General features: G+C 38.4%; 20 protein-coding genes and 1 other RNA gene. 20 read left to right on the top strand and 1 reads right to left on the bottom strand.

Annotation, left to right across the window (positions count from 1 at the left end; genetic code table 11):
* Positions 1 to 263: 263 nt before the first annotated feature.
* From ACMZ42_RS01440 to ACMZ42_RS01345, 20 genes are all read left to right on the top strand, one after another.
* On the top strand, positions 264 to 458 hold the full coding sequence (locus tag ACMZ42_RS01440; protein ID WP_053482465.1) for a hypothetical protein: 195 nt from the start codon (positions 264 to 266) through the stop codon (positions 456 to 458).
* Between the two features lie 717 nt (positions 459 to 1,175).
* The gene (locus ACMZ42_RS01435; RefSeq protein WP_370082256.1) at positions 1,176 to 1,550 is read left to right on the top strand and encodes a YppE family protein; all 375 of its coding nucleotides are present in this window, start codon (positions 1,176 to 1,178) and stop codon (positions 1,548 to 1,550) included.
* On the top strand, positions 1,525 to 3,789 hold the full coding sequence (locus ACMZ42_RS01430; RefSeq protein ID WP_415730307.1) for a DEAD/DEAH box helicase: 2,265 nt from the start codon (positions 1,525 to 1,527) through the stop codon (positions 3,787 to 3,789). Before ACMZ42_RS01435 ends, ACMZ42_RS01430 begins: the two co-directional genes overlap by 26 nt.
* 378 nt (positions 3,790 to 4,167) lie before the next feature.
* Positions 4,168 to 5,421: a ribonuclease H-like domain-containing protein gene (locus ACMZ42_RS01425; RefSeq protein ID WP_370082206.1), complete on the top strand. Its 1,254-nt coding sequence runs from the start codon at positions 4,168 to 4,170 to the stop codon at positions 5,419 to 5,421.
* A gap of 118 nt (positions 5,422 to 5,539) precedes the next feature.
* Positions 5,540 to 5,833 carry a cell division regulator GpsB gene (gene gpsB, locus ACMZ42_RS01420; RefSeq protein ID WP_370082204.1) on the top strand — a complete coding sequence of 98 codons (294 nt, stop codon included), beginning with the start codon at positions 5,540 to 5,542 and terminating at the stop codon, positions 5,831 to 5,833.
* A gap of 60 nt (positions 5,834 to 5,893) precedes the next feature.
* Positions 5,894 to 6,274: RNase P RNA component class B (rnpB, locus tag ACMZ42_RS01415), an RNA gene on the top strand.
* A gap of 293 nt (positions 6,275 to 6,567) precedes the next feature.
* Positions 6,568 to 8,307, top strand: coding sequence for an EAL domain-containing protein (locus ACMZ42_RS01410; protein ID WP_370082202.1), 1,740 nt, complete (start codon positions 6,568 to 6,570; stop codon positions 8,305 to 8,307).
* A gap of 3 nt (positions 8,308 to 8,310) precedes the next feature.
* Positions 8,311 to 9,447, top strand: a complete 1,137-nt coding sequence (locus ACMZ42_RS01405; RefSeq protein WP_415730306.1) for a THUMP domain-containing class I SAM-dependent RNA methyltransferase — start codon at positions 8,311 to 8,313, stop codon at positions 9,445 to 9,447.
* An 85-nt stretch (positions 9,448 to 9,532) separates the two neighbouring features.
* Positions 9,533 to 11,440 (top strand): ATP-dependent DNA helicase, encoded by a 1,908-nt coding sequence (locus tag ACMZ42_RS01400; RefSeq protein WP_370082198.1) that lies wholly within the window; start codon positions 9,533 to 9,535, stop codon positions 11,438 to 11,440.
* A gap of 258 nt (positions 11,441 to 11,698) precedes the next feature.
* Positions 11,699 to 13,129: a sensor histidine kinase gene (locus tag ACMZ42_RS01395; protein WP_415730305.1), complete on the top strand. Its 1,431-nt coding sequence runs from the start codon at positions 11,699 to 11,701 to the stop codon at positions 13,127 to 13,129.
* A complete protein-coding gene (locus tag ACMZ42_RS01390) occupies positions 13,122 to 13,700 on the top strand; it encodes an ANTAR domain-containing response regulator (protein ID WP_370082194.1) in 579 nt (192 codons plus the stop codon). The genes ACMZ42_RS01395 and ACMZ42_RS01390 overlap by 8 nt, the downstream gene beginning before the upstream one ends.
* Before the next feature lie 218 nt (positions 13,701 to 13,918).
* A complete protein-coding gene (gene eutH / locus ACMZ42_RS01385) occupies positions 13,919 to 15,181 on the top strand; it encodes an ethanolamine utilization protein EutH (protein ID WP_370082192.1) in 1,263 nt (420 codons plus the stop codon).
* Positions 15,178 to 15,519 (top strand): ethanolamine utilization microcompartment protein EutS, encoded by a 342-nt coding sequence (eutS, locus tag ACMZ42_RS01380; protein WP_053482454.1) that lies wholly within the window; start codon positions 15,178 to 15,180, stop codon positions 15,517 to 15,519. The genes eutH and eutS overlap by 4 nt, the downstream gene beginning before the upstream one ends.
* 10 nt (positions 15,520 to 15,529) lie before the next feature.
* Positions 15,530 to 16,027 (top strand): EutP/PduV family microcompartment system protein, encoded by a 498-nt coding sequence (locus tag ACMZ42_RS01375; RefSeq protein WP_415730304.1) that lies wholly within the window; start codon positions 15,530 to 15,532, stop codon positions 16,025 to 16,027.
* A gap of 20 nt (positions 16,028 to 16,047) precedes the next feature.
* Positions 16,048 to 17,472 (top strand): ethanolamine ammonia-lyase reactivating factor EutA, encoded by a 1,425-nt coding sequence (locus tag ACMZ42_RS01370; RefSeq protein WP_415730303.1) that lies wholly within the window; start codon positions 16,048 to 16,050, stop codon positions 17,470 to 17,472.
* Between the two features lie 5 nt (positions 17,473 to 17,477).
* Complete coding sequence (locus ACMZ42_RS01365; protein ID WP_415730302.1) at positions 17,478 to 18,848, top strand: ethanolamine ammonia-lyase subunit EutB; 1,371 nt, start codon at positions 17,478 to 17,480, stop codon at positions 18,846 to 18,848.
* A 9-nt stretch (positions 18,849 to 18,857) separates the two neighbouring features.
* The gene (gene eutC / locus ACMZ42_RS01360) at positions 18,858 to 19,889 is read left to right on the top strand and encodes an ethanolamine ammonia-lyase subunit EutC (RefSeq protein WP_415730301.1); all 1,032 of its coding nucleotides are present in this window, start codon (positions 18,858 to 18,860) and stop codon (positions 19,887 to 19,889) included.
* 11 nt (positions 19,890 to 19,900) lie between these two features.
* Complete coding sequence (gene eutL / locus ACMZ42_RS01355; RefSeq protein ID WP_370082183.1) at positions 19,901 to 20,551, top strand: ethanolamine utilization microcompartment protein EutL; 651 nt, start codon at positions 19,901 to 19,903, stop codon at positions 20,549 to 20,551.
* 15 nt (positions 20,552 to 20,566) lie between these two features.
* Positions 20,567 to 22,057 (top strand): aldehyde dehydrogenase family protein, encoded by a 1,491-nt coding sequence (locus ACMZ42_RS01350; protein WP_415730300.1) that lies wholly within the window; start codon positions 20,567 to 20,569, stop codon positions 22,055 to 22,057.
* Positions 22,058 to 22,073: 16 nt separating this feature from the next.
* Entirely contained in the window at positions 22,074 to 22,352 is a 279-nt protein-coding gene (locus tag ACMZ42_RS01345) for a BMC domain-containing protein (RefSeq protein WP_053482447.1), read from the top strand.
* 137 nt (positions 22,353 to 22,489) lie between these two features.
* On the opposite strand, the gene ACMZ42_RS01340 is transcribed toward ACMZ42_RS01345, so the two are convergent.
* Positions 22,490 to 22,692: hypothetical protein (locus ACMZ42_RS01340; protein WP_415730299.1), on the bottom strand; the 203-nt coding region annotated here is incomplete at its 5' end.

Below are 22,692 nucleotides of genomic sequence, written 5' to 3'. Positions count from 1 at the left end.
TAAAGTCGAAAAATATCATGTGATATAACCCGCGAATCGTCAAATTAACTGATGAAATTTCCAAACGAATTTATAGAAAAAACTGGTCTCTACGTTAGTTTCTATACTTGATAGACGATTTTGAAGACTACGAAAATAGACTAGTTCAATTAAATTTTATCGAAATACTTCTTCTTTCAGCTAACTTACGCTTATTTTGTCACGCATGAAGGTAATTTTATACATGCGAGGAATACATAAATTAAAGCAAAGGAGGCGTTATTTTGAACAAGTTAAAACAATTAGTTGCGCAGTTGGATCTGGTCAATCAATTACTGTTAACGAGAGTGTCTTTGGAAAACAACGCACAGAGCATGAATTTTTTTATGCAGCTCAAATCTGTTAGCCAGAAAGTAAGCTTAGCAGAAAAGAACTGGCAAGTAAAGAATGCTTGTTCGCCTATTAGTAGTGAAAAATGATAGACTTTGGTACACTTAACTCATATGCAATATAAATAACCCAATATGAGTATTTTTCATACATTATCTACCACGATGAGTGGTGTACCTTGAATAGGACTCATCACCAAAAGCTAGGGATGTCATTTTCTTGAAAGATATGCCATTTATATGGGCTGATTGGTGTGAAGACTGGGTAACGCTCTAGTCACTGGTGAGGCCAGAGAACGAGTCAGTGGTGGGACAAAGGCTAAAAGCATTACGTCCTGTGCTAACTCTTTTGTGGTCAACATTGTACGCTGTCGTTGCACTTTCGCACAGTCGAAACGGAAATGCATCTCAAGTTAAGGTGATGAGCCAAGCTTTAAAACATCATTGGTAGTAAAATTACTCATATAATATAAATTATTTTGTAGACTAAGATAGAACGAATTTTAAAATAGTAGGTTCGCTGCTTTCATGTAAATGCAGATGAATCTTCATTTTAAGGATGGTTACCTAAATAAGATAAAATTTTAAGGTTCATCACCAAAAGTTGTGTTGAAACGTGTGACATGTAATAGGTTAAGGCTTGAAGGACCTCAGTTGTTGCTGTCGCTCCGCTTTCGCACAGAAGAACCCCTTTTGTTCCTAAGCGACTATTGGACGCCTTCAGGAAAGTGCGCAGTCGGAACGGAGTCAACCCTACTTTATGGTGATGAACCTTCATTAATGAGATGAGGTGCGAAATTGTTGTTAATGCAGCAAACTTCCCAATTGATAGATGAATGTGAAAAATGTGTTTCACGCTTTTGGAAAATGCGTGAGGAGAATCGTACTCCTGACTTTTTTGTGGAGGTTAAGCCACACGCTGATGTCATTCACCAGCTTTTAAAGGAATGGCAGCAGGAGGCGAATGAGTGGATTCAAAAAAATAAGCCAAAATATATGCATACACAGCAAATTGCTTCAGCAGTGGAATCGATGGAGCAATTTGTTGTGCAATCCTTTTTTAAAGAAACAAGTAAAAAGCGTTTTTTAGATGCGATTCATTCAACCTCTTATACGTTAAAAATTTTTGAAAGGCTAGTGAAGGAGATAGAAACAGATGTTATCGAAAAAAAGGACCATTAGTGAACTATTAAACGAGTGGAGATATGATGAGGAGTTAAAGGAACGTATTTTACACTGGCAAACGCTTGAAGGGCGTGAAGCTAAATATGCACCTTTTCCAGAGAATTTACATCCTTCACTTGTAAAGGCTCTTCGAACAAGAGGGATAGAACAACTGTATACCCATCAACGTCAGGCGTTTGATTACGCGATGGAGGGTGTTTCCTTTACTGCCGTTACACCAACAGCGTCTGGAAAATCATATTGCTACCATTTACCGGTACTACAAAAAATATTAGAAGATAAAAATTCACGCGCGATTTATTTATTTCCAACGAAAGCTTTAGCGCAGGATCAGAAAAATGATTTAAATGAACTAATCGAACAAAGCGGTGAGGAAATTTTAAGCTATACGTACGATGGGGATACCGCGCCTGGCATTCGCCAAAAGGTTCGTAAGGCAGGGCATATTGTGATGACAAATCCTGATATGCTTCATTCGGGGATTTTGCCACATCATACGAAATGGGTTTCGTTATTTGAAAATTTACAGTATATCGTCATTGATGAGTTGCATACATATAAAGGTGTGTTTGGCTCGCATGTTGCGCACGTTATTCGAAGATTAAAGCGTATTTGTGAGTTTTATGGCAGTAAGCCGATTTTCATTTGTACATCAGCAACCATTAAAAATCCAAAAGAGTTAGCAGAAGCTTTAACGAATGAAAGCCATGCCTTAATCAGCGATTCTGGAGCGCCAGTTGGGAAAAAGACATTTCTTTTTTATAATCCACCTATCGTCCATAAAACATTTGGCGTGCGTCGAAGTGCTGTTTTAGAGGTGAGCGATCTCGCGAAAAGATTATATACAGCAGGTATTCAAACCATTATTTTTGCTAAAAGTCGTGTGCGAGTAGAAATGATTGTAACGTATTTAAAGGAGCTTACACGCAATAAGCTTTTAGATGAATCGGTGCGAGGTTATCGGGGTGGTTATTTACCATCTGAGCGACGTGTTATTGAACGAGGGCTTCGTGATGGTACTATTCAAACTGTGGTTAGTACAAATGCGCTGGAATTAGGGGTTGATATTGGCCAATTACAAGCATGTATCATGACAGGATACCCGGGAAATATCGCTAGTGCTTGGCAGCAAGCTGGTCGTGCTGGTCGTCGTCAGGACGAGGCGCTAATCATTTATGTAGCACAATCGGCAGCACTTGACCAGTACGTAGTGAACCATCCACTTTTTTTACTTGGCAGTGCACCAGAGGAAGCGCGTATTTATCCTGAAAATATGTTGATTTTAATGGATCATTTGAAATGTGCAGCGTTTGAACTACCATTTTCCGTACATGATACTTATGGTGAATATGAGATTCAGGAGTTACTGGAATATTTAGCGGAAGAAGGCGTTGTTTTTAAAACGAGTGAGAAGTGGCATTGGATGAGTGACCGTTTCCCAGCACATGACATTAGTCTTCGTTCTGCTTCACAAGAAAATGTTGTGATCATTGATATGACTGTTCCTGCACAAACAAAAGTTATCGGTGAAATGGATCGCCATAGTGCGATGACATTGCTACATGAAGAGGCTATTTATTTGCATCAGGGCATTCAATTTCAAGTCGAAAAGCTAGATTGGGAAGAAAAGAAAGCCTTTGTACGAGAAGTAGATGTCGATTACTATACTGACGCTAATTTAGCGGTCGAGATGAAGGTGCTAGAGGAAGATCGGAGCCGAGATTATCAGGGTGGAGTTATTGGCTTCGGTGATGTTGGTTTAGTCGCGCAGGCAACGATATTTAAAAAAATTCGCTTTGGTACACACGATAATATCGGCTCTGGCCCTATTCATTTACCACCAGATGAAATGCACACAAGCTCTTCGTGGCTATCATTCTCTGCACTAGAAAAATGGTCGGAGGCGGAGCTAACGGATGCTATGACAGGAGTTGCATATGCGATGAATGCGTTCATACCTTTGTTTATTCAATGTGATAGTAGTGATGTAGCAGTTGTTCCACAGGTAAAGGCAACTCATAATGAGCAACCGACGTTTTTTGTTTATGATAAGTATCCTGGTGGTATTGGTCTAAGTGAAAAAGTTTATGAACTGTGGGAAGAGCTATTATCGAGAACACAGCACCATGTAGTGAGCTGTGCTTGTGAGTCTGGCTGTCCATCTTGTATTGGGGCTCAAGATAGCTTGCAGCAGGGGAAGAAAAAAGTAATAGAGCTGCTTCAAATTTTAAATTAGAGTACAAAGAGGGTTTGATAGGGAAAAGTCTAATACTATTCCTTTAAGCCCTCTTCTTTCATGCGTATAAGTTTACGGTTGCTCTATTTGTAGCGAAAAATATACTCTCGATTATCAGAAAAAGATTTCAATTATTATATAAGGTGTGTTGATTAACTTTATCCACTAAATCCACCCGTACTCTACGACGAAAGTAAAGCGACAAGAGCACTTGTCCAGCCCTTCTGAAAATCGCCTCCTTTTTGTGCAATGGCTAAAAGTTGCACTATGATTACTATAGGTTATACTTGTGGTAAAAACTCAAAATAGTTTACAGCAAGCGAAGAAAAACGTACTACAAGTTTTAGCAATTTTACATGCAGAAAATGAGTGAAGTAAATGTCTTACGAAAATAAAATTTTACAAATGAAAAAAATGCTCGGTAAAAAAACGACAACAACTATAAAAAAAGAGGAAAAACCTGCTTATCAAAAACCTATTGCTCCAAGCTATACTGAGCAGTGGAAAAAGGCGGGCCTGACAGTTGTAGAAAATGATTTCGGTATTGTTTTTAAACGACAAGTGCGTTATCCTTTTAGTTTTCAACATGGTCATTATAAGTTGCAGTCATATTTTGATGCATTAGTAAAATGGCAAGAGGCAAAGTTCGAACATCCATATGCGTTAGAAATGAATGAAAAGGTATTGTTTTTTGATACAGAAACTACTGGCTTAAAGGGTGTAGGTACACAAATTTTTCTTCTGGGCTTTTTAGAAGTGTCAAAAGAAGATGGAAGCTTTATTTTAACTCAATATATTCTAGCCGATCCCGCACATGAGGCCGCGTTACTTTTTGAATCAAAGCTTTGGCAAAAAACAGCAACGGTTATTACCTACAATGGAAAAAGCTTTGACTGGCCGCAACTTGAAACACGTTGGACACTCCACCAAAAAGAATTACCTAAATTGCGTACACAGCGGCAAATTGATTTGTTGCATAGTTCAAAGCGTTTATGGAAAAATGATATGGAACGAATGAAATTAAAATCTGTGGAAGAAGAGAAGCTTGGTTTTTCACGCATTGGAGATATACCTGGATATCTTGCACCAATTATTTATTTAGATGCAATTAAAAGCGGTGTTCCAGATGCGCTTATGAAAGTCCTTCTTCATAATGAATGGGATTTACTTTCACTGATTACGCTTTATGTCCATTCTACAAATTTGCTATTTGAAGAGACAAGCGAAGAATCGGCAAAAACGTTTACAAATATCGGAAAATGGTATGCTGATTTAAAAGAGGGTTCACAAAGCGTAAAAGTTTTGGAAAAGGTAACGACCCAATTTGATGCACTTGAAGCAGGCAATGCACAATATTATTTAGCAATCCAGCATAAAAGAAATAAAAAGTTTAGTGAAGCAATCGATGCATTTGTGGCTGCTCTCCATTTCGTTGATCTACGAAAAAAGTTGCATGTATTAGAACAGCTCGCTATGATATATGAGCATCAAATGAAAGATTATGATCAGGCCATTTATTATACGCAAGAGGGCATAAAATTAATTAAGAATGAGCAATGGAGAGTAGAACAAAAACAGAAATGGGAAATTTCGTGGGAAAAGAGGTTACTCAGGTTAGGAAATAAGAAATAATTTCCCATGTAAACGCAAGAAACGACAAGTTTAGCCTTACATTTGATGTTTTCAGACGATATAATGTGATGAAGTATGCTATAATGTAACGCATGTAGTGTGAGGAAGGGCGATGTGAATGGATATTAAATTAACGTCAAAAATGATCCTTGAAAAGGAATTTAAGAAAAATTTTAAAGGCTACAATGTAGAAGAAGTCGATTCATTTCTTGATGAGATAATACAAGACTATGAAGCGTTTGAAAAAGTGGTGGCCCAACTTCGTGAAGAAAATAAACAGTTAAAAGAAGAAATTGATAATACTCCTAAGAGACAACCTGTCGCATCGGCTACTGGTACGACAAACTTTGATATTTTAAAACGTCTTTCGAATTTAGAGAAACACGTATTCGGAAGTAAGTTGTACGAATAATTTTTTGTCAAATATATTGTATTTATCATAAAACTCTAGTATAATCTTTTTATCATCATGAAATTCTGGTAATCGCTGCGGCGCTAGACGTCGTAGAGGAAAGTCCATGCTCGCACGGTTCTGAGATGACCGTAGTGTTCGTGCTTACTGAAAAAATAAGGTAAGGCAGCTGTAAAGGCTGACGGCGGAAGGAAAACCTAAGTCTTAATGATATGGTTGAAACTTCCTGAAAGTGCCACAGTGACGTAGCTTGCTTGGAAACATGCAAGGTGGAACGAGGTAAACCCCACGAGTGAGAAACCCAAATTATGGTAGGGGCACTCTCTTGAAGGAATTGAACGGATAGAGGGACAGAGTTCGCTCTGTAGATAGATGATTACTACCCGGCCGTACGAGGCGATAGCTGTTTGAGTACTCGGGAACAAAACATGGCTTATGGAATTTTTTGATGCTTATTTATGAAATGACAAGCGCTCTCCAATTTGGTGGAGAGCTTTTCTTTTGAATAAAGTAAGAAAAAGTTACTTGTTAATCATGTCTAGGCATGCGCGATATACGTTTGAGAATAAGGCTGTACACTGTTGGTCATGCCTCTGTCGCTACGATTCGAAACATAAACATCTAATAAACTGTTATCGCAACGATGTACATATTGTCTACATACGAGTAGACTGGCGCAAAAGCGCTTTTCTAAAAAATGAGGGTAGTAAAGAGAGATAGGATGGAGCAGAAACATGAACGGTGTGAACGATAGTCTGGAGAAGCTAAATTCGATTTCCAAATATCCTACTGCATTAATGACAAAAATCTTCGAAAATGTATCTGAAGGCATCATGATTACGGATAAAGAGAAAAGAATAGAATTGGTCAATCCTGCATTTGAATTTGTTACCGGCTATAAGCGTAATGAAGTGATTGGAAAAACGCCAGCCGTTCTACAGTCAGGTGTTCATGAATTGCAATTCTATTTAGATATGTGGCAAAAGATACGACAAGAAGGCAATTGGCAGGGGGAAATATGGAATCGCCGTAAAACCGGAGACGTATATCCAGAATGGTTAACAATTGTTGGTGTAGCCAATGATGAGGGAGAAATTACAAATTACTGTGGTATTTTCTCAGATTTGTCTGAAAGAAAAATAGTAGAAAATGAACTAGAAAAGCGTTTATTAACTGACTCATTAACGGAAGTATCAAATCGATTTGCATATATTGAAAGAATGGATAATCTATTAGAATCAACTTCTACTATTTCTCATTCAGTACAGCATGCAGTCTATTTTTTAGATTTAGATCGATTTAAGCAAATTAATGATACGTTAGGTCATGCAGTCGGAGATACCATTCTAGTCGAAGTGGCGAAACGCTTAAAAACATTGTTAAAAAATAAAGATATCATTGCTAGATATGGCGGTGACGAATTTATTATTACGTTAACAAACGTGAAGAATGCTAAAGAAGCCGCAAATTTTGCTGAACAAATTATTGGGATTATTGAACAGCCTTTGGATATTAATGGTCAAGATATTTTTATTTCTACGAGTATTGGTATCAGTATGTATCCATTAGATGGTGAAGCAACGGAGCAATTGATTCATTGCGCTGACAAGGCAATGACTTATTCAAAAAAGAATGGGCTTAACGACTATGCGTTTTATTTTGATGAATTGAAGACTGACTCTCAGCGTGTTTTATTATTAGATTCAGAACTACGAAGAGCCATCGAAAACCGAGAATTTGAGCTGCATTTCCAACCTAAAATATCTATGGAAAATGAAGAGATTCAAGGATTAGAGGCACTTGTTCGTTGGAATAGTGAAAGATTAGGATTTGTCTCTCCAGCAGAATTTATTCCTTATGCAGAGGAAACAGGATTAATCATTCCTTTAAGTGAAGTGATCATAGAAAAAGCTTGTGAGGCAGTTATAGAGATGCGTCAAGGTGGCTACAAAACGCCAGTTGCTATTAATATTTCAAGCATTCACTTTAAGCAACAAAACTTTTTAGACTCTGTTCAGTCAATATTAGAGCGTTATAACACACCTGCTAACAATTTTGAAATCGAAGTTACAGAACGTACTGTGATGAACAGTGCCAATGAAACGGTTAGCAAGCTTGTGCAACTGAAGAAAATGGGCTTTAAAATTTCTATTGATGATTTTGGGACAGGTTATTCGTCTCTTAGTTATTTAGTTCGCTTCCCCCTTGATTATTTAAAAATCGATCGCAGCTTCATTCAGCATATTGGCTCACTCGATGAAAAACAGGCAGTAGTGGATGCGATAATTCAAATGTCGCATCGCCTAAAAATGAAAGTTGTTGCTGAAGGTGTAGAACAAGCACAACAAGTGGATATACTACGTAAAATGAACTGTGATATAATTCAAGGTTATTATTACAGCAAACCGTTGCCACTTCACGAACTTATTGAGTTTATGGAGTATTGGGAAATTGAACATCAAGGAAGGAATTAGTGTATGGCAAACTATAAATTAGTAGCAACTGCTGCAATGGGATTAGAGTCGATTGTAGCACAAGAGGTACAGGCATTAGGTTATGAAACAACAGTCGATAACGGTAAAGTGTATTTTGAAGGTGACGAGACGGCCATTGCACGAACAAACTTATGGCTACGTGTAGCTGACCGAGTAAAAATCGTTGTAGGACAGTTTCCTGCTAAATCTTTTGAACAGTTATTTGAAAGTGTAAAAGCTCTACCTTGGGAAAAATACTTACCAGTTGATGCGGCTTTCCCAGTATCGGGGAAATCTGTTAAATCCAAATTATTTAGTGTACCCGATTGTCAGGCAATTACTAAAAAAGCAATTGTAGAGCGCATGAAACAACATTATAAGCGTTTAGGATTTTTAGATGAATCTGGTGCAACTTATAAAATTGAAGTTTCAATTTTAAAAGATGTGGCTACACTTACTATTGATACTTCGGGTGCGGGCTTGCATAAGCGTGGTTATCGTCAAGCACAGGGCGAAGCACCATTAAAAGAAACATTAGCAGCGGCACTTGTACAAATTTCAAAGTGGAATCCGAATCGACCATTTGTTGATCCATTCTGCGGTTCAGGTACAATTGCATTAGAAGCAGCAATGTTTGGACAAAATATTGCACCGGGCTATAATCGTGAATTTATATCAGAGCATTGGCCATGGATGAAGGCAAAAATTTGGGATGCAGTGCGAGATGAAGCGGATAGCTTAGCGAACTATGATCAGCCATTAGAAATTATCGGGTCTGATATAGATCATCGTATGGTGAGTATTGCACAAGAAAATGCACTAGAAGCAGGTTTTGGTGATATGATGACGTTCAAGCAAATGCAAGCACGTGATTTTACAACACTGCTAACAGATGGTGTTATGATTGGTAATCCACCATATGGAGAGCGTATTGGCGACATCGAAGTCGTGGAACAGGTAATTCGTGATTTAGGAAAAGTTATGAAAAACTATCCGACTTGGTCTGTATACATGTTGTCTTCAATGAAAAACTTTGAGGAATTGTACGGTCGTCAATCGACGAAGAAGCGTAAATTATTCAATGGCTTTATTGAAACGAATTATTACCAGTTCTGGGGACAAAAGTCTAAAAGAGATTAACAAACGGTAACGGAAGATAAGAATTTTTCTTATCTTCCGTTTCGTCGCGTATAATAGGAACAGATAGTTAGAGGGGGAACGTCAATTGCGTAAATCTTTACCATTTGTATTAACGAAGGACCGCTCATTTTTTGAGTCATTAGGTGACTGGATGGGGGACGTCCTTTACGATGAATTACCTGAAAAGGGCTTTGAATGCCGTGATGAACAAATTTTTATGGCATATCAAATTGAGCAGGCCTTAAAAGAGAAAAACGTGCTTTTTGCAGAGGCAGGTGTAGGGACTGGGAAAACAATTGCCTATTTACTACCTGCAGTATCTTATGCACGCTATACTGGAAAACCAGCTCTGATCGCATGTGCTGATGAAACCTTAATCGATCAGCTAGTAAAAGAGGGCGGCGATATTTATAAGCTACAAAAAACGTTAGGTCTTGAAATTGATGTTCGCTTAGCAAAGTCACGAGACCAATATTTATGTTTAAAGCGTTTTGAGGAAGCTGAAAAAGTAGTGTCCGATGAATGGATCGACGATATTGCGTTTTCTATACCTGATGGAGTATATGCACAAGGCTCGATGATTGCTATACAACCTTATGGTGAACGTAGTGATTATCCAACTGTCAGTGATGAAGATTGGCAAAAAGTAAACTACAACTCGATTATGCAGTGTTCAGTATGTGACCTACGTAATCGATGTGGTCAAACATTACATCGTGCACATTATCGTAAATCGGCGGATCTCATTATTTGTTCACAAGATTTTTTAATGGAGCATTTAGCTACAAAGGATTCTCGTGAACGTGAAGGGCAATTAGCTTTATTACCTGAAGTGTCAATGATGGTGCTAGATGAAGGCCATTTATTAGAATATGCCGCACAAAAAGCAATGACGTATAAAGTACAGGCGACAACAATTGTTACATTGTTAGAGCGTTTAATGGTAGATGGTGTGCGAGAACGTACATTATATGCGATGGAAAAATTACAAGATGACCATGAGTTATTTTTTGACCAGCTACGAGATGATCTAGTAGCTTCTGAAGAAGAGCGTAAACGTATTAATAAATCGCCAAATTTATTGAAATACGGTAAACAACTTATTGCTGATGTTGAAACATTACTCGAGGAACTTGTCTTTGAATCTGAAATGTATATGATTCCAGAGTATGAATTAAATATGGCAGAGGAGTATTTAGAACAATACGAGGCTTCCTTACGTATTTTCATAGCGCAGGGAGATGCAGTCGATTGGTTAGAGGAAACTGATGGAGAGGAAACGCTCGTAATTATGCCGCGTCTCATCACAGAAGTTTTAGAAGAAAAATTATTCTCTAAAAAACTTCCAATAATATTCTCTTCAGCAACTTTATCAGTCAACAAAGATTTCTCCTATATTGCTTATAGCTTAGGAATTCGTGATTATCAATCGTTCTCTGTTCCATCTCCATTCGATTATGAAGAAGTTATGCGAATTTACTTACATGAGCTATCTCAAAAGGGGAAAACGGCGCGTGTTCAACAGCTATTACGTGACGGTGAAAAAACATTAATTTTGTTTAAATCAAAACAAGCAATGTTAGATTTCAAAGCAGAGTTACCTCTTATGGAACGGATGTATGTAGCGTTTGAGGGGGACCGTGAACTATCAGGAATTGTTCGTGATTTCCAAGAAGGCACCATCAAAACATTATGCTCCTATCATTTATGGGAAGGTCTAGATTTGCCGGAGGAGGCATTAACACGAGTTATTATTTATGATTTGCCTTTCCCACCACATGATCCATTATTTGATGCGAAACGTACATTTGCAGAAAATCCATATGAAGAAGTGGAATTACCGTTTATGCAACTTCGTTTACAGCAAGGAATGGGGCGTTTAATTCGTACTTCAAACGACCATGGAGATATTCATATCTTGTTAAATGAAGAAGAAGCAAAGCAACGTGAAACATTTGAAAATATATTAGCCGTTACACCAGAAATAAAGTAGAAAAAAGCGAGTTTGCAGCTGTTGCAATCTCGCTTTTTTTATATATTAATATAATATTTATATCGTGAGATAATGATGAGATTGAAAAAAAGTGTTGAATATTTCTCTTTTAAGCTATATAGTTCTTTGTAATGTAACGAAAATTATTAAAATAAATTATTTTTTATATTGAAAATAATTTTGCAAAAGGTTTATAATGATGACAAGAAATTTCAAGAATAATCAACGTTAATTTTTGATTATTCTATGATAGGGGGTTTGAGCCTGTCGAACATTCAATCGCTGTGCCAAAAATTTACGAGCTTATCTGCAACAGATGTAGAAAAGTTAATAGAAATAGAAGCTACATTATCGTATTATGCTGAGTTGACAGATTGTTATATGTTCATAGATTGCATGCTGGAAAACTTACCACATGCAATTGTTGTGGCAGAAGCTTTCCCAAAAACAGAAAGAGGCTTATACGAAAAATCTGTAATTGGCAAATTTGTCTTTGAAAGCTTCGAGCCAGCAGTATTTGCTGCTTTTAAAAATAAAGAAAAATCATCAATTACTAGAGCAATCACTCAGGAAGGTATAACGGTTGAACAAAACGTTGTCCCTCTCTTTAATAACCACCAACAGGTTATTGCAGTGTTAATCCAGGAAAAAAAGGTGGAAATGCAAACAACACCTCAAGATGATTTTCGTCATATGCCTTTTGCATTAATTGAGCATATTGTAGAGCCAAATTCTCAACCGATTCCAGTAGTTTCTGATTTGCTAGTTGAATCAATTATTCTCACAAATCATGAAAATAAAGTGATCTATAGCAATCCTGCAGGTTACCGATTTATATCGGAACTAACAGGGCTAGAACGTTTTGACAACGTTGCATTGAATAAGATTTTACCTTTTTTACAGGAGGTCTATGATAAAGGCGATGATGTCTTTTTCTTAGAAATTACGATTGATCGTAAATCCTTTATTGTAAAGAAAATTCCTATTCGTGATCAAAACGATAGAGTGACACTCCTCATTATTCATGATCTTACAGAGCTTAAGCTAAAAGAAAATGAACTAATGATGAAAACATTTGCTATACGAGAAATTCACCACCGAGTGAAAAATAATTTACAGACAGTTACAAGTCTATTGCGCTTGCAAATGCGAAATGACTTGTCAGCTTCAAGTGCAAGTGCTTTTCAAGAGGCGTTAAATCGAATATATAGTATTTCATCAGTTTATGAACTTATTTTAGAAAATGAGGATAACGCTGAAGAGAAAGTAGACGTTATCGCGTTGGCTAAAAAAATTGGACATAAAATGGTTGGGACATCCAACACACCATCTATTCAGTTGACTTTTCATGATGATAATGTACAGTTATTTTGTCATTCTAAAAAAGCTGTTTCGCTCGCGTTAATCATTTGTGAGCTACTGCAAAATGCACTGAAATATGCTTTTACTGGTCGTGAGGAGGGTACAATCAATATTCAATTTCAACAGGATGCTTCCACTATTTCACTTTATATTTCTGACAATGGCGTTGGAATGCAAGAGGTGAAGGCATCATTTGGAATGGAGATTATTACAAGGCTTGTTGAATATGATTTAGCTGGCACATTTTCAATTATCCCTAGTGAACAAGGTACACATACTCAAATTCAGTTCCCTGTAAGTGAGGAGGTATTTATCCTAAATGACTAGGAAAGTTATGATTGTCGAAGATGAGTCACTTATTGCCATTGATTTGAAGTTTATGCTAGAAGATAACGGCTACGAAGTGGTAGCACAAGCGAATAATGGAGAATCGGCAATTGAGTTGGCTTTTACACATAAGCCACAGTTAATCTTAATGGACATTAAAATGCCAAAGCTAGATGGTTTGAAGGCAAGCAAAATTATTGAACAGCAGCTCGGTATACCGGTGCTATTTATATCAGCTTATAGTGAAAAAGAATTGTTACTGTATATGAAGCAGGACAATATTTTAGGCTATGTTATGAAACCGTTTTCTGAGAGGAATGTCCTTCCGGCGTTGGAAGTGGCATTTCACCAGATTGATAAGTTCAACCGTCTAAACGGGGAATTGCTGCATAAACAAACAGAATTAGAAAAGCGAAAAATAATCGAACGAGCAAAAGGTTTGCTAATGCAGTCAGAGAACCTTAGCGAGGACGAAGCTTATAAAAAAATTCGCAATGAGAGTATGCAGACTCAACAGGAAATGGCGCTTATTGCAAGGCGCATTATAAATACCTTACAAGTAAATAGTTAAAGCAAAGACGCTTTAAAGAGAATTCCTCTTTAATGCGTCTTTTTTTATCTTCATTCAGAGATGTTTTCTGTGGCGAAAACAAAGCGCCAGCCACAAGTGTTTTCTGTGCGAAAGCGCAGCGACAGCAACAAGTGTTTTCTGTGCGAAAGCGCAGCGACAGCAACAATTACGCCAAGGCGAAATTGATAAATAGAAAAATTAAAGGGGGGATGAGTAGGATGGCAATGGTAGGAACGGTGATCGTTTATATTATTATGACCTGTGCAGTTTTAGGGGCAATCGGAGCAATTCGAGATGCTGAATATGGAATCGGGAAAGAGTTTATGAATGGTATTCATACGGTTGGACATATTTTTGTACCTGCTGCAGGGATCATGGCTGCTATACCTTACTTAACGTGGTTTATAAGTCATTTTATTAGTCCGATTTTTGAATTGATTGGTGCAGATCCAGCAATTGCAGCAACGACAATTTTAGCCTCGGACATGGGAGGATACCAATTAGCGAATGCGTTAAAAGAGTCTTATGAAGGATGGGTTATGGCTCTAGTTGTCGGATTTATGTCAGGCGCAACAATCGTGTTCTCTATTCCGATGGGACTTGCCATGTTAGATAAGCGTGATCATAAATATATGGCTTTAGGTATTATGGCGGGTGTTTTAACAATTCCGATTGGAGCATTTATTTCTTCCATCATGATTGTGACGTTTAATACAGATGTTCGTGAAGTGATTAGTACAACAGCTGCACCAACATACGTGTTTGCCATTTCTGTTTTACAAATATTAATTAATTTATTGCCTTTATTTATTTTCGTAGTGTTAATTGCGCTAGGTCTTAAACTAATTCCGAATGGCATGATCAAAGGTTTCATGATTTTTGGACGCGTGATGGATGCTGCTATCAAGCTTGTGCTAGTGTTCTCGATTGTAGAAATATTCACAGGTGTTTTCACCAAAATTTTTGGTGCGTGGGGCTTTGATCCGATCATGGCAGATGAAATCGATCAATTCCGGGCATTAGAAACAGCAGGGTATATCGGTATTATGTTATCGGGTGCATTCCCAATGGTGTACTTAATAAGAAAATATGCATCGAAACCTCTAGAAGCAGTAGGTGGAAAATTAGGCTTATCATCAGTAGGAAGCGCAGGTCTTTTAGCGACGATTGCCAATATTTTAGCCATGTTTACACTCGTTCGACATATGCCGCCGAAAGATAAGGTTATTAACATTGCCTTTGGTGTTTGTTCAGCATTCCTACTAGGAGATCATTTATCGTTTACGGCTAATTTCCAGCCGACAATTATTTTACCTGTTATTACTGGTAAGTTTTTAGCGGGTGTAATCGCTATTATTTTAGCCTATAAATTATCTGTTCCAACAGCTCTAAGGCTAGAACAAGAGGATCGCAAGGCAGGCATTATTAAAGAAGGTGAATATTTAACAGATAAAAATCTTGAAAGGAGTGATGATGTGTGAGTGAAGAAAAGAAACGCTTTATTCAGGAGTTTGTGCCAGGAAAGCAACTAACATTGAGTCATCTAATAGCAAATCCTGATCCTGAGATGTTTCAAAAGCTCGGCATTCAAGAAGCCGGTGCACTAGGCATCATGACTTGTACACCGAGTGAAACAGTTATTATCGCAGGAGATTTAGCAACAAAGGCAGCCAATGTAAGACTAGGATTTTTAGATCGCTTTACTGGCAGTCTCGTTATTGTTGGTAGTGTTTCCGAGGTTGAAATGGCGATGTTAGAGATTAATCGTTTTCTATCAGAGATGCTAGGCTATACGCCATCAAAAATAACCAAGTCATAGGATGTGCCATATGAAAAATCGAGTAATGATCATAGGTGGTGTGCAAGCAGGTAAGTCGACACTGATGAATGCGTTATTGGGGAAAGATAGACAAGCCAATAAAACACAGGCGCTCGTTTATGATGACTGGATTGTTGATACACCAGGAGAATATATAGAAAATCCGATGTATTACAGAAACATTATGGCAACATCGCTTGAAGTGACACATGTGATTTATTTGCAGGATGCCACCTCATCAAAGAGTGTTTTTCCTCCGCAATTTAGCTTAGGAATTCCTAAAATACAAATTGGTGTCATTACAAAAATTGATGCACCCCTTGCAGATGTAGAAAGAGCAGTATCGCTATTACAAAATGTCATGACGCATGGTCCTATTGTGAAAACCTCTTCGTGGCAAAAGCTAGGTATTGAATTTATTGCACCACTTATACAGCTCAGTACTGAGGAAGAAATTCGTCAATTTGTGAAGAATCGTGATAGTCCTTATCTCATGTATTGCCCGTAGTGGCGAGAGGGGAGAGTAAATTGAAGACAGAAAAAATTTATAGTGCAGGCATTGATATTGGTACAAGTACAACAAAGATGGTTGTCAGTAGTTTTCTGTTGAAAAACGTTGCAGGTGTAACGCATGTGCCACGCATAGAAATTATTGAAAAAACGATTTTGCATCAAAGTCCAATTATTAGAACACCGTTTATCAATAAAGAAATTATCGACATGGAAAAAATCGAGCAATTTATTTTTCAGCAATATCAATTGGCTCACATTTCACCGGCAGATATTTCAACAGGTGCCATTATCATAACAGGCGAATCTGCCACAAAGGAAAATGCCAGCGAGGTTGTTCATGCGATTGCAGATACAGCCGGGCACTTTTTAGTTGCTACTGCTGGACCTGATTTGGAAGGGATTATTGCGGCAAAAGGCTCAGGTACATTACAGCAATCTAAAAATACTGCCAAAGTTATCGCTAACATCGATATCGGTGGTGGTACAGCAAATATTGCGGTAATGCAATTCGGAGAAGTAATGGGTACGTGTACATTGCATGTCGGTGGAAGACTTATAGAATTTCAGAATGGCATTGTTCAATCGATTTCACCACCCATTATGAAACTAATGGAGAAATGGTCAAAGCCATTAACGGTTGGTGATTCAGCAGAAGATGTACGTGTCATACAACTAATACAAGAAATGGCGGATATAGTAGCGATGACGCTAAGCGGACAATTAACAGAAGAACAGCATCCTTTATTGCTAGGACATTTGCCAACTTGGGATAAACCAATTGATGCAATCGTTTTTTCTGGTGGGGTAGCTGCCTGTATTTATGAAAATGAATGTATAAATCGACAGTATGATGATATCGGTGAAAAATTGGCAAAAAAGCTTTTACAGCATGAACAGCTACAATCCTTTTTATGGTTAAAACCAGAGGAAACAGCGAGGGCAACAGTGACTGGTGCGGGTACGCAAACAACTGAGATTAGTGGTGCAACGATTCAGGTAGATGCGGAAGTATTGCCTTTGAAAAATGTGCCTGTTTTCAATTGCCATATGGATACGCACAGCAAAGAATTCGACTATGCGGTGAAAACAGCTGTTGCACGAGCTGATGCTCTCTTTTCTATACAGGAGAATCGTTCTCCGTTTGCACTTTATTTTAGTCATTTACCCTATTTAAGCTTCCAGGATGTCCATATATTATGTGAGGCCATTTTGAAGCACTTAGCTATGAGAAGCTCCAAGGAAATACCAATTATCATAGTCATTCAATCAGATTATGCAAAGGTTATTGGGCAAACGATACGAGCAATCAATCAAACAGTTCCCATCATTTGCATCGATCAAATCAAAGTAGAAACAGGTGATTATATTGACATTGGGGAAGTACTACCATCTGGTGTTGTCCCAGTCGTTGTAAAAACACTTGCTTTCCATTCAAAGTAAGGAGGATGAATGTGAATCTATCGGTGATATTTGGTGGAGAAAAATATAATTTTAATTCATTAAAAGATGTAATGGCTAAGGCCAATGAAGAAAAATCAGGAGATCAGCTAGCTGGAATCGCGGCTGAATCTGTACAGCAACGAATTGCGGCAAAGGCCGTTCTCAGTGAGCTGTTAGTGAAGGATATAAGAGAAAATCCATTAGTTCCTTCTGAAAATGATGAAGTATCACGCATTATTGAAGGTGATATCAATGAGCAAATTTATGGAGAAATTAAAAACTGGAGTATCGAGCAACTAAGAGAATATATTTTATCCAACGAAACAGGCGACCGGGAATTAAAACGCTTAAGCAAGGGCATGAATTCAGAAATTATTGCGGCCGTTACTAAGCTAATGTCTAACTTAGATCTCGTCCATGCTGCCAATAAAGTAGAAATACTGTCAACTTGTAATATTACGATCGGACAAAAGGGCACACTTTCCTCAAGATTACAGCCGAATCATCCAACAGACAATATTGACGGGATTATTGCCTCATTAAAAGAAGGATTGTCCTATGGTATTGGCGATGCAGTCATTGGAATTAACCCAGTAGATGACTCAGTTGAAAGTGTGAAAAAAGTATTGCAAGCCACAAAGGAATTTATCAATGATTGGTCGATTCCTACACAAAACTGTGTGTTAGCACATATTACAACACAAATGAAAGCTATTAAACAAGGGGCGCCAGCCGATATGATTTTCCAAAGTATTGCTGGAACGGAAATTGCCAATCGCTCGTTCGGCATTTCTGCTGACTTAATAAGAGAAGCAGAAGAGCTTGTTAAAAAGCAAGGAACAGGAACAGGTCCGAACTTATTCTATTTTGAAACTGGACAAGGTTCGGAGCTATCTGCTGAGGCACATATGGGTATTGACCAAGTAACACTTGAATCGCGCAATTACGGCTTTGCTAGACACTTTAATCCGTATATTGTGAACACGGTTGTTGGCTTTATTGGACCCGAGTATTTATACAATAACAAACAGGTTATACGTGCAGGACTAGAAGATCATTTTATGGGCAAAATGCACGGCATCCCAATGGGCGTTGATATTTGTTACACAAACCATATTAAGGCAGACCAAAATGATGTTGAAGATTTAAGTGTTTTACTAACAGCAGCTGGTGTCAATTTTATTATCGCTGCACCTATGGGCGACGATATCATGCTGAATTATCAGTCCATGAGCTTCCATGATGTCGCTACATTACTTCAAACATTTGGTAAAAAACCAGCACCTGAATATCTAGCGTGGTTAGAAAAAATGGGCATTTATGAAAATGGTCGTCTATCTGCAAGAGCTGGCGATTTATCTATATTTGAAAGGTAGGTGAGTCCATTGAATGACCAACTAGTATCGATGATTACTCAGCTCGTAATGGAAAAGATGGGCAATAATGCGTTAGACAAATCTTCTCATGACATAGAAGTGCTAACAGAAGACCAAAAGGAACCACTTATTAAGTTTCACGATACAGTAGCTAATGCTAAGTATGCTGATGAAGTAGCAAGTCCGAGCGTAACAGAACAATCTAATGAACCACTAATTAGACTTTATCATACTGAATCAAGTAATCATGAACAATCATATTACAGTGCAAGTAATCATGAATCGACTTACACCTCAGTACCTATCACAGCTTTTAAATTTGAAGAGGATGAAGTGTCTGAAAGTGTTCAAGCTGCAAAAAAGCATACACCAGCAAGAATAGGTGTTGGCAGAGCTGGAACAAGACCTAAAACAAAAACTTGGCTAAAGTTCCGACTCGATCATGCGGCAGCAGTAGATGCAGTATATGGAGAAGTGACAGAAGGGCTACTACAAAAGCTCGATGTCTTTCAAGTAACATCAAGAGTGACAGATAAGGAAGAATACATTACTAGACCGGATTTAGGTCGTCGTTTATCAGATGAAGCAAAGACACTTATTCAATCGAAGTGTAGAAAAAACCCAAAGGTACAAATCATTATTTCTAACGGATTAAGTGCAAGTGCGATTGAAGAAAATGTGCAAGATGTTTACTTAGCGTTACAGCAAAGTCTTAGTAATTTAAATATTGAAATAGGAACTACTTTCTATATTGATAAAGGGCGTGTTGCTCTTATGGATGAAATTGGTGAGCTTTTACAAGCAGAGGTGATCGTTTATTTAATAGGTGAGCGCCCTGGACTTGTATCAGCTGAGTCGATGAGTGCCTATATATGCTATCAACCTAGAATGGGCACTGTAGAAGCAGATCGAATGGTCGTTTCGAATATTCATAAAGGTGGTATCCCGCCATTAGAGGCAGGTGCATATTTAGGAACAGTCGTTCAAAAAATATTGCATTACAAGGCAAGTGGAGTAGGTCTTGTGGCAAAAGAAAGTTAGGGGGCCAAACAATGAATCCTCAAAAAATTATGGCAGAAATTTTGGCAATGCAAATCATTCCGAGAGTGAATAATGAATTAGCAGAGCAATTAGATTTAAAGCCATATCACAATAGCATTGGACTCGTAACTCTAACAATAGATGATGTTGGATATGTAGCGCTGGACGAGGCTACGAAAAAAGCAGATGTTGATGTTGTTTATGCAAAAAGCTTCTATGCTGGAGCGGCACACGCATCTGGGCCATTATCTGGTGAGGTCATTGGCATCATTGCTGGTAGCTCGCCTGATGAAATACGCAGTGGTTTCGATGCGATTCAGCAGAAAATCCAGTTTGATACGTATTTTGAAGCCATTCTTCAAAATGAAAGCCACGCTCTTTTTGCACATACTGTAGCGAGCTGTGGTACGTATTTGGCAGAGCTAGCAAACGTAAAGGTTGGAACAGCCCTTGCATATTTAATTGCACCGCCACTTGAGGCTGTAGTTGGTTTAGATGCTGCATTAAAAGCGGCAGATGTAGAGTTAAAGGTTTTCTTTGGTCCACCATCTGAAACCAATTTCGGTGGCGGTTTAGTAAGTGGTAGCCAATCTTCCTGCCAAGCTGCTGCTAATGCTTTTAGAGAAGCTATTGAAATTTTAGCGAGAAACCCAGTTGTTTAGAAAGGAGGGGCTTTAGTGGCCACACTAGATAAAGATTTATTAGCAATTCAAGAAATGAGAGACGCCGTGAGACATGCCAATATTGCACAGGCTGCTTACATGCAGTATTCACAGCAGCAAGTTGATCATATCGTCAAGGCTGTTGCAGATGCCGCATTTAAAGAGGCAGAACGTTTGGCAAATATGGCCGTTCAAGAAACAGGAATGGGCATACCTAATCATAAAAAAATGAAAAATGAGGTAGCCTCTAGAGATGTCTATGAAGATATTAAAGATTTGAAGACTGTTGGTGTCGTTGGTGTCGATCGAATGAAAAAAGTGACAGAGATTGCTAGTCCGTTTGGAGTCATCGCGGGCATTGTACCAACGACAAATCCAACATCAACAGCAATCTTTAAAACACTTATCTCATTGAAAACTAGAAATGGTCTCGTACTAAGCCCACACCCATATGCGGTTAATTGTACAAAGGAAGCTTTAGAGATTTGTAGAGTAGCTGCAGAACAAGCAGGAGCACCAGAAGGATTGCTACACTGTTTAACAATGTCTTCTATGGAAGCTACGCAGCAATTAATGAAGCACCCAGATATTCACTTAATTTTAGCGACTGGTGGTGGTGCACTAGTAAAAGCAGCCTATAGTTCAGGCAAACCTGCTTATGGTGTAGGACCAGGAAATGTGCCAGCTTACATTGAAAAATCGGCGAATATATCCAAATCTGTTCGCCAGCTTGTCCAAAGTAAGTCTTTTGATAACGGTACAATTTGTGCTACAGAACAATCGATTATTGTAGATAAAGTCATTGCCGAACAAGTTTTAACAGAGCTAAAGAAAAACAACGCTTATATTTTGAGTGATGAAGAGAAGGTGAAGATGGAGAAGTTGATTTCTCCTATCCCTGGGAAGGTAAATCCTCAAATTGTAGGTAAGTCAGCAGCTTGCTTAGCTGATTCTATTGGTATTACCGTGCCGGAAGATACAAAAGTACTTGTTGGTATGGAAACGATGATTGGCAAAAACATTCCATTTTCACTGGAAAAACTATCACCGATATTTGCGTTATACACTGTCGAGGACAGTACAGAGGCAAAACAGGTGATGATTGATTTATTAAACATAGGTGGACGCGGGCATACATGCTCGATTCATACAGAAAATACAGCTTTAGCTGAGCAGTTTTCAGTTGAATTACCGGTGTCTAGAATTGTTATTAATACATTATCATCCATCGGCGCTGTTGGTGGAACTACTGGATTGGCCCCATCCTTTACATTAGGGTGTGGTACGTTTGGTGGCAATATTACGTCCGATAACATTACAGCGAGACATTTATTGAATATTAAACGAATGGCTTACGGCATTAAAGATGTAGAAGTGCCAAAACCAGAATTTTTAGCAAAACCAGTAGTAGAGAATATCAAGGCACAAGATCCATCTTTGGATACAGCAGTAGTTCAACAAATTGTTGATCAAGTATTAAAACAAATAACATTACAAAATAAATAATTTGGAGGAATGACAAATGAGTACAGCATTAGGAATGGTAGAAACAAAAGGATTAGTAGGAGCAATTGAAGCAGCAGATGCAATGGTGAAGGCTGCTAGTGTTAATTTAGTAGGAAAAGTACATGTTGGTGGCGGTATTGTCACTGTATTAGTTCGTGGTGATGTCGGCGCAGTAAAAGCAGCTACAGACGCAGGTGCAGCAGCGGCCCAACGTGTTGGAGAACTTCTATCAGTTCATGTAATCCCACGCCCACACCATGAATTAGAATTAATTTTACCAAAAGCAGAAGCTTAATTTTATTTCTGTCCAGACAAGGGCGACGGAAAGAAAAAGTCGGAGTGACGGATAGAAGTCAAAGCGACGGAATGAAGATCCGAGGCGACGGAAGGTAGTCAAAGCGACGGAAAGAAGATCCGAAGCGACGGAAAGAATCAACGAAGTGACGGATAGAAAAGCCGAAGCGACGGAAAGAAGTGCCGAAGTGACGGATGGAAGTCAAAGCGACGGAAAGAAGAGCCGAACCGACGGAAAGAATCATCGAAGTGACGGATAGAAAAGCCGAAGCGACGGAAAGAAGTGCCGAAGTGACGGATGGAAGTCAAAGCGACGGAAAGAAGAGCCGAACCGACGGAAA

Origin of the sequence: Lysinibacillus sp. NPDC056185 (assembly GCF_047737915.1) — a bacterium.
Lineage (GTDB): Bacteria > Bacillota > Bacilli > Bacillales_A > Planococcaceae > Lysinibacillus.
Note: the sequence above shows the minus strand (reverse complement) of the source record. Positions and strands in the feature narration are given on the sequence as shown.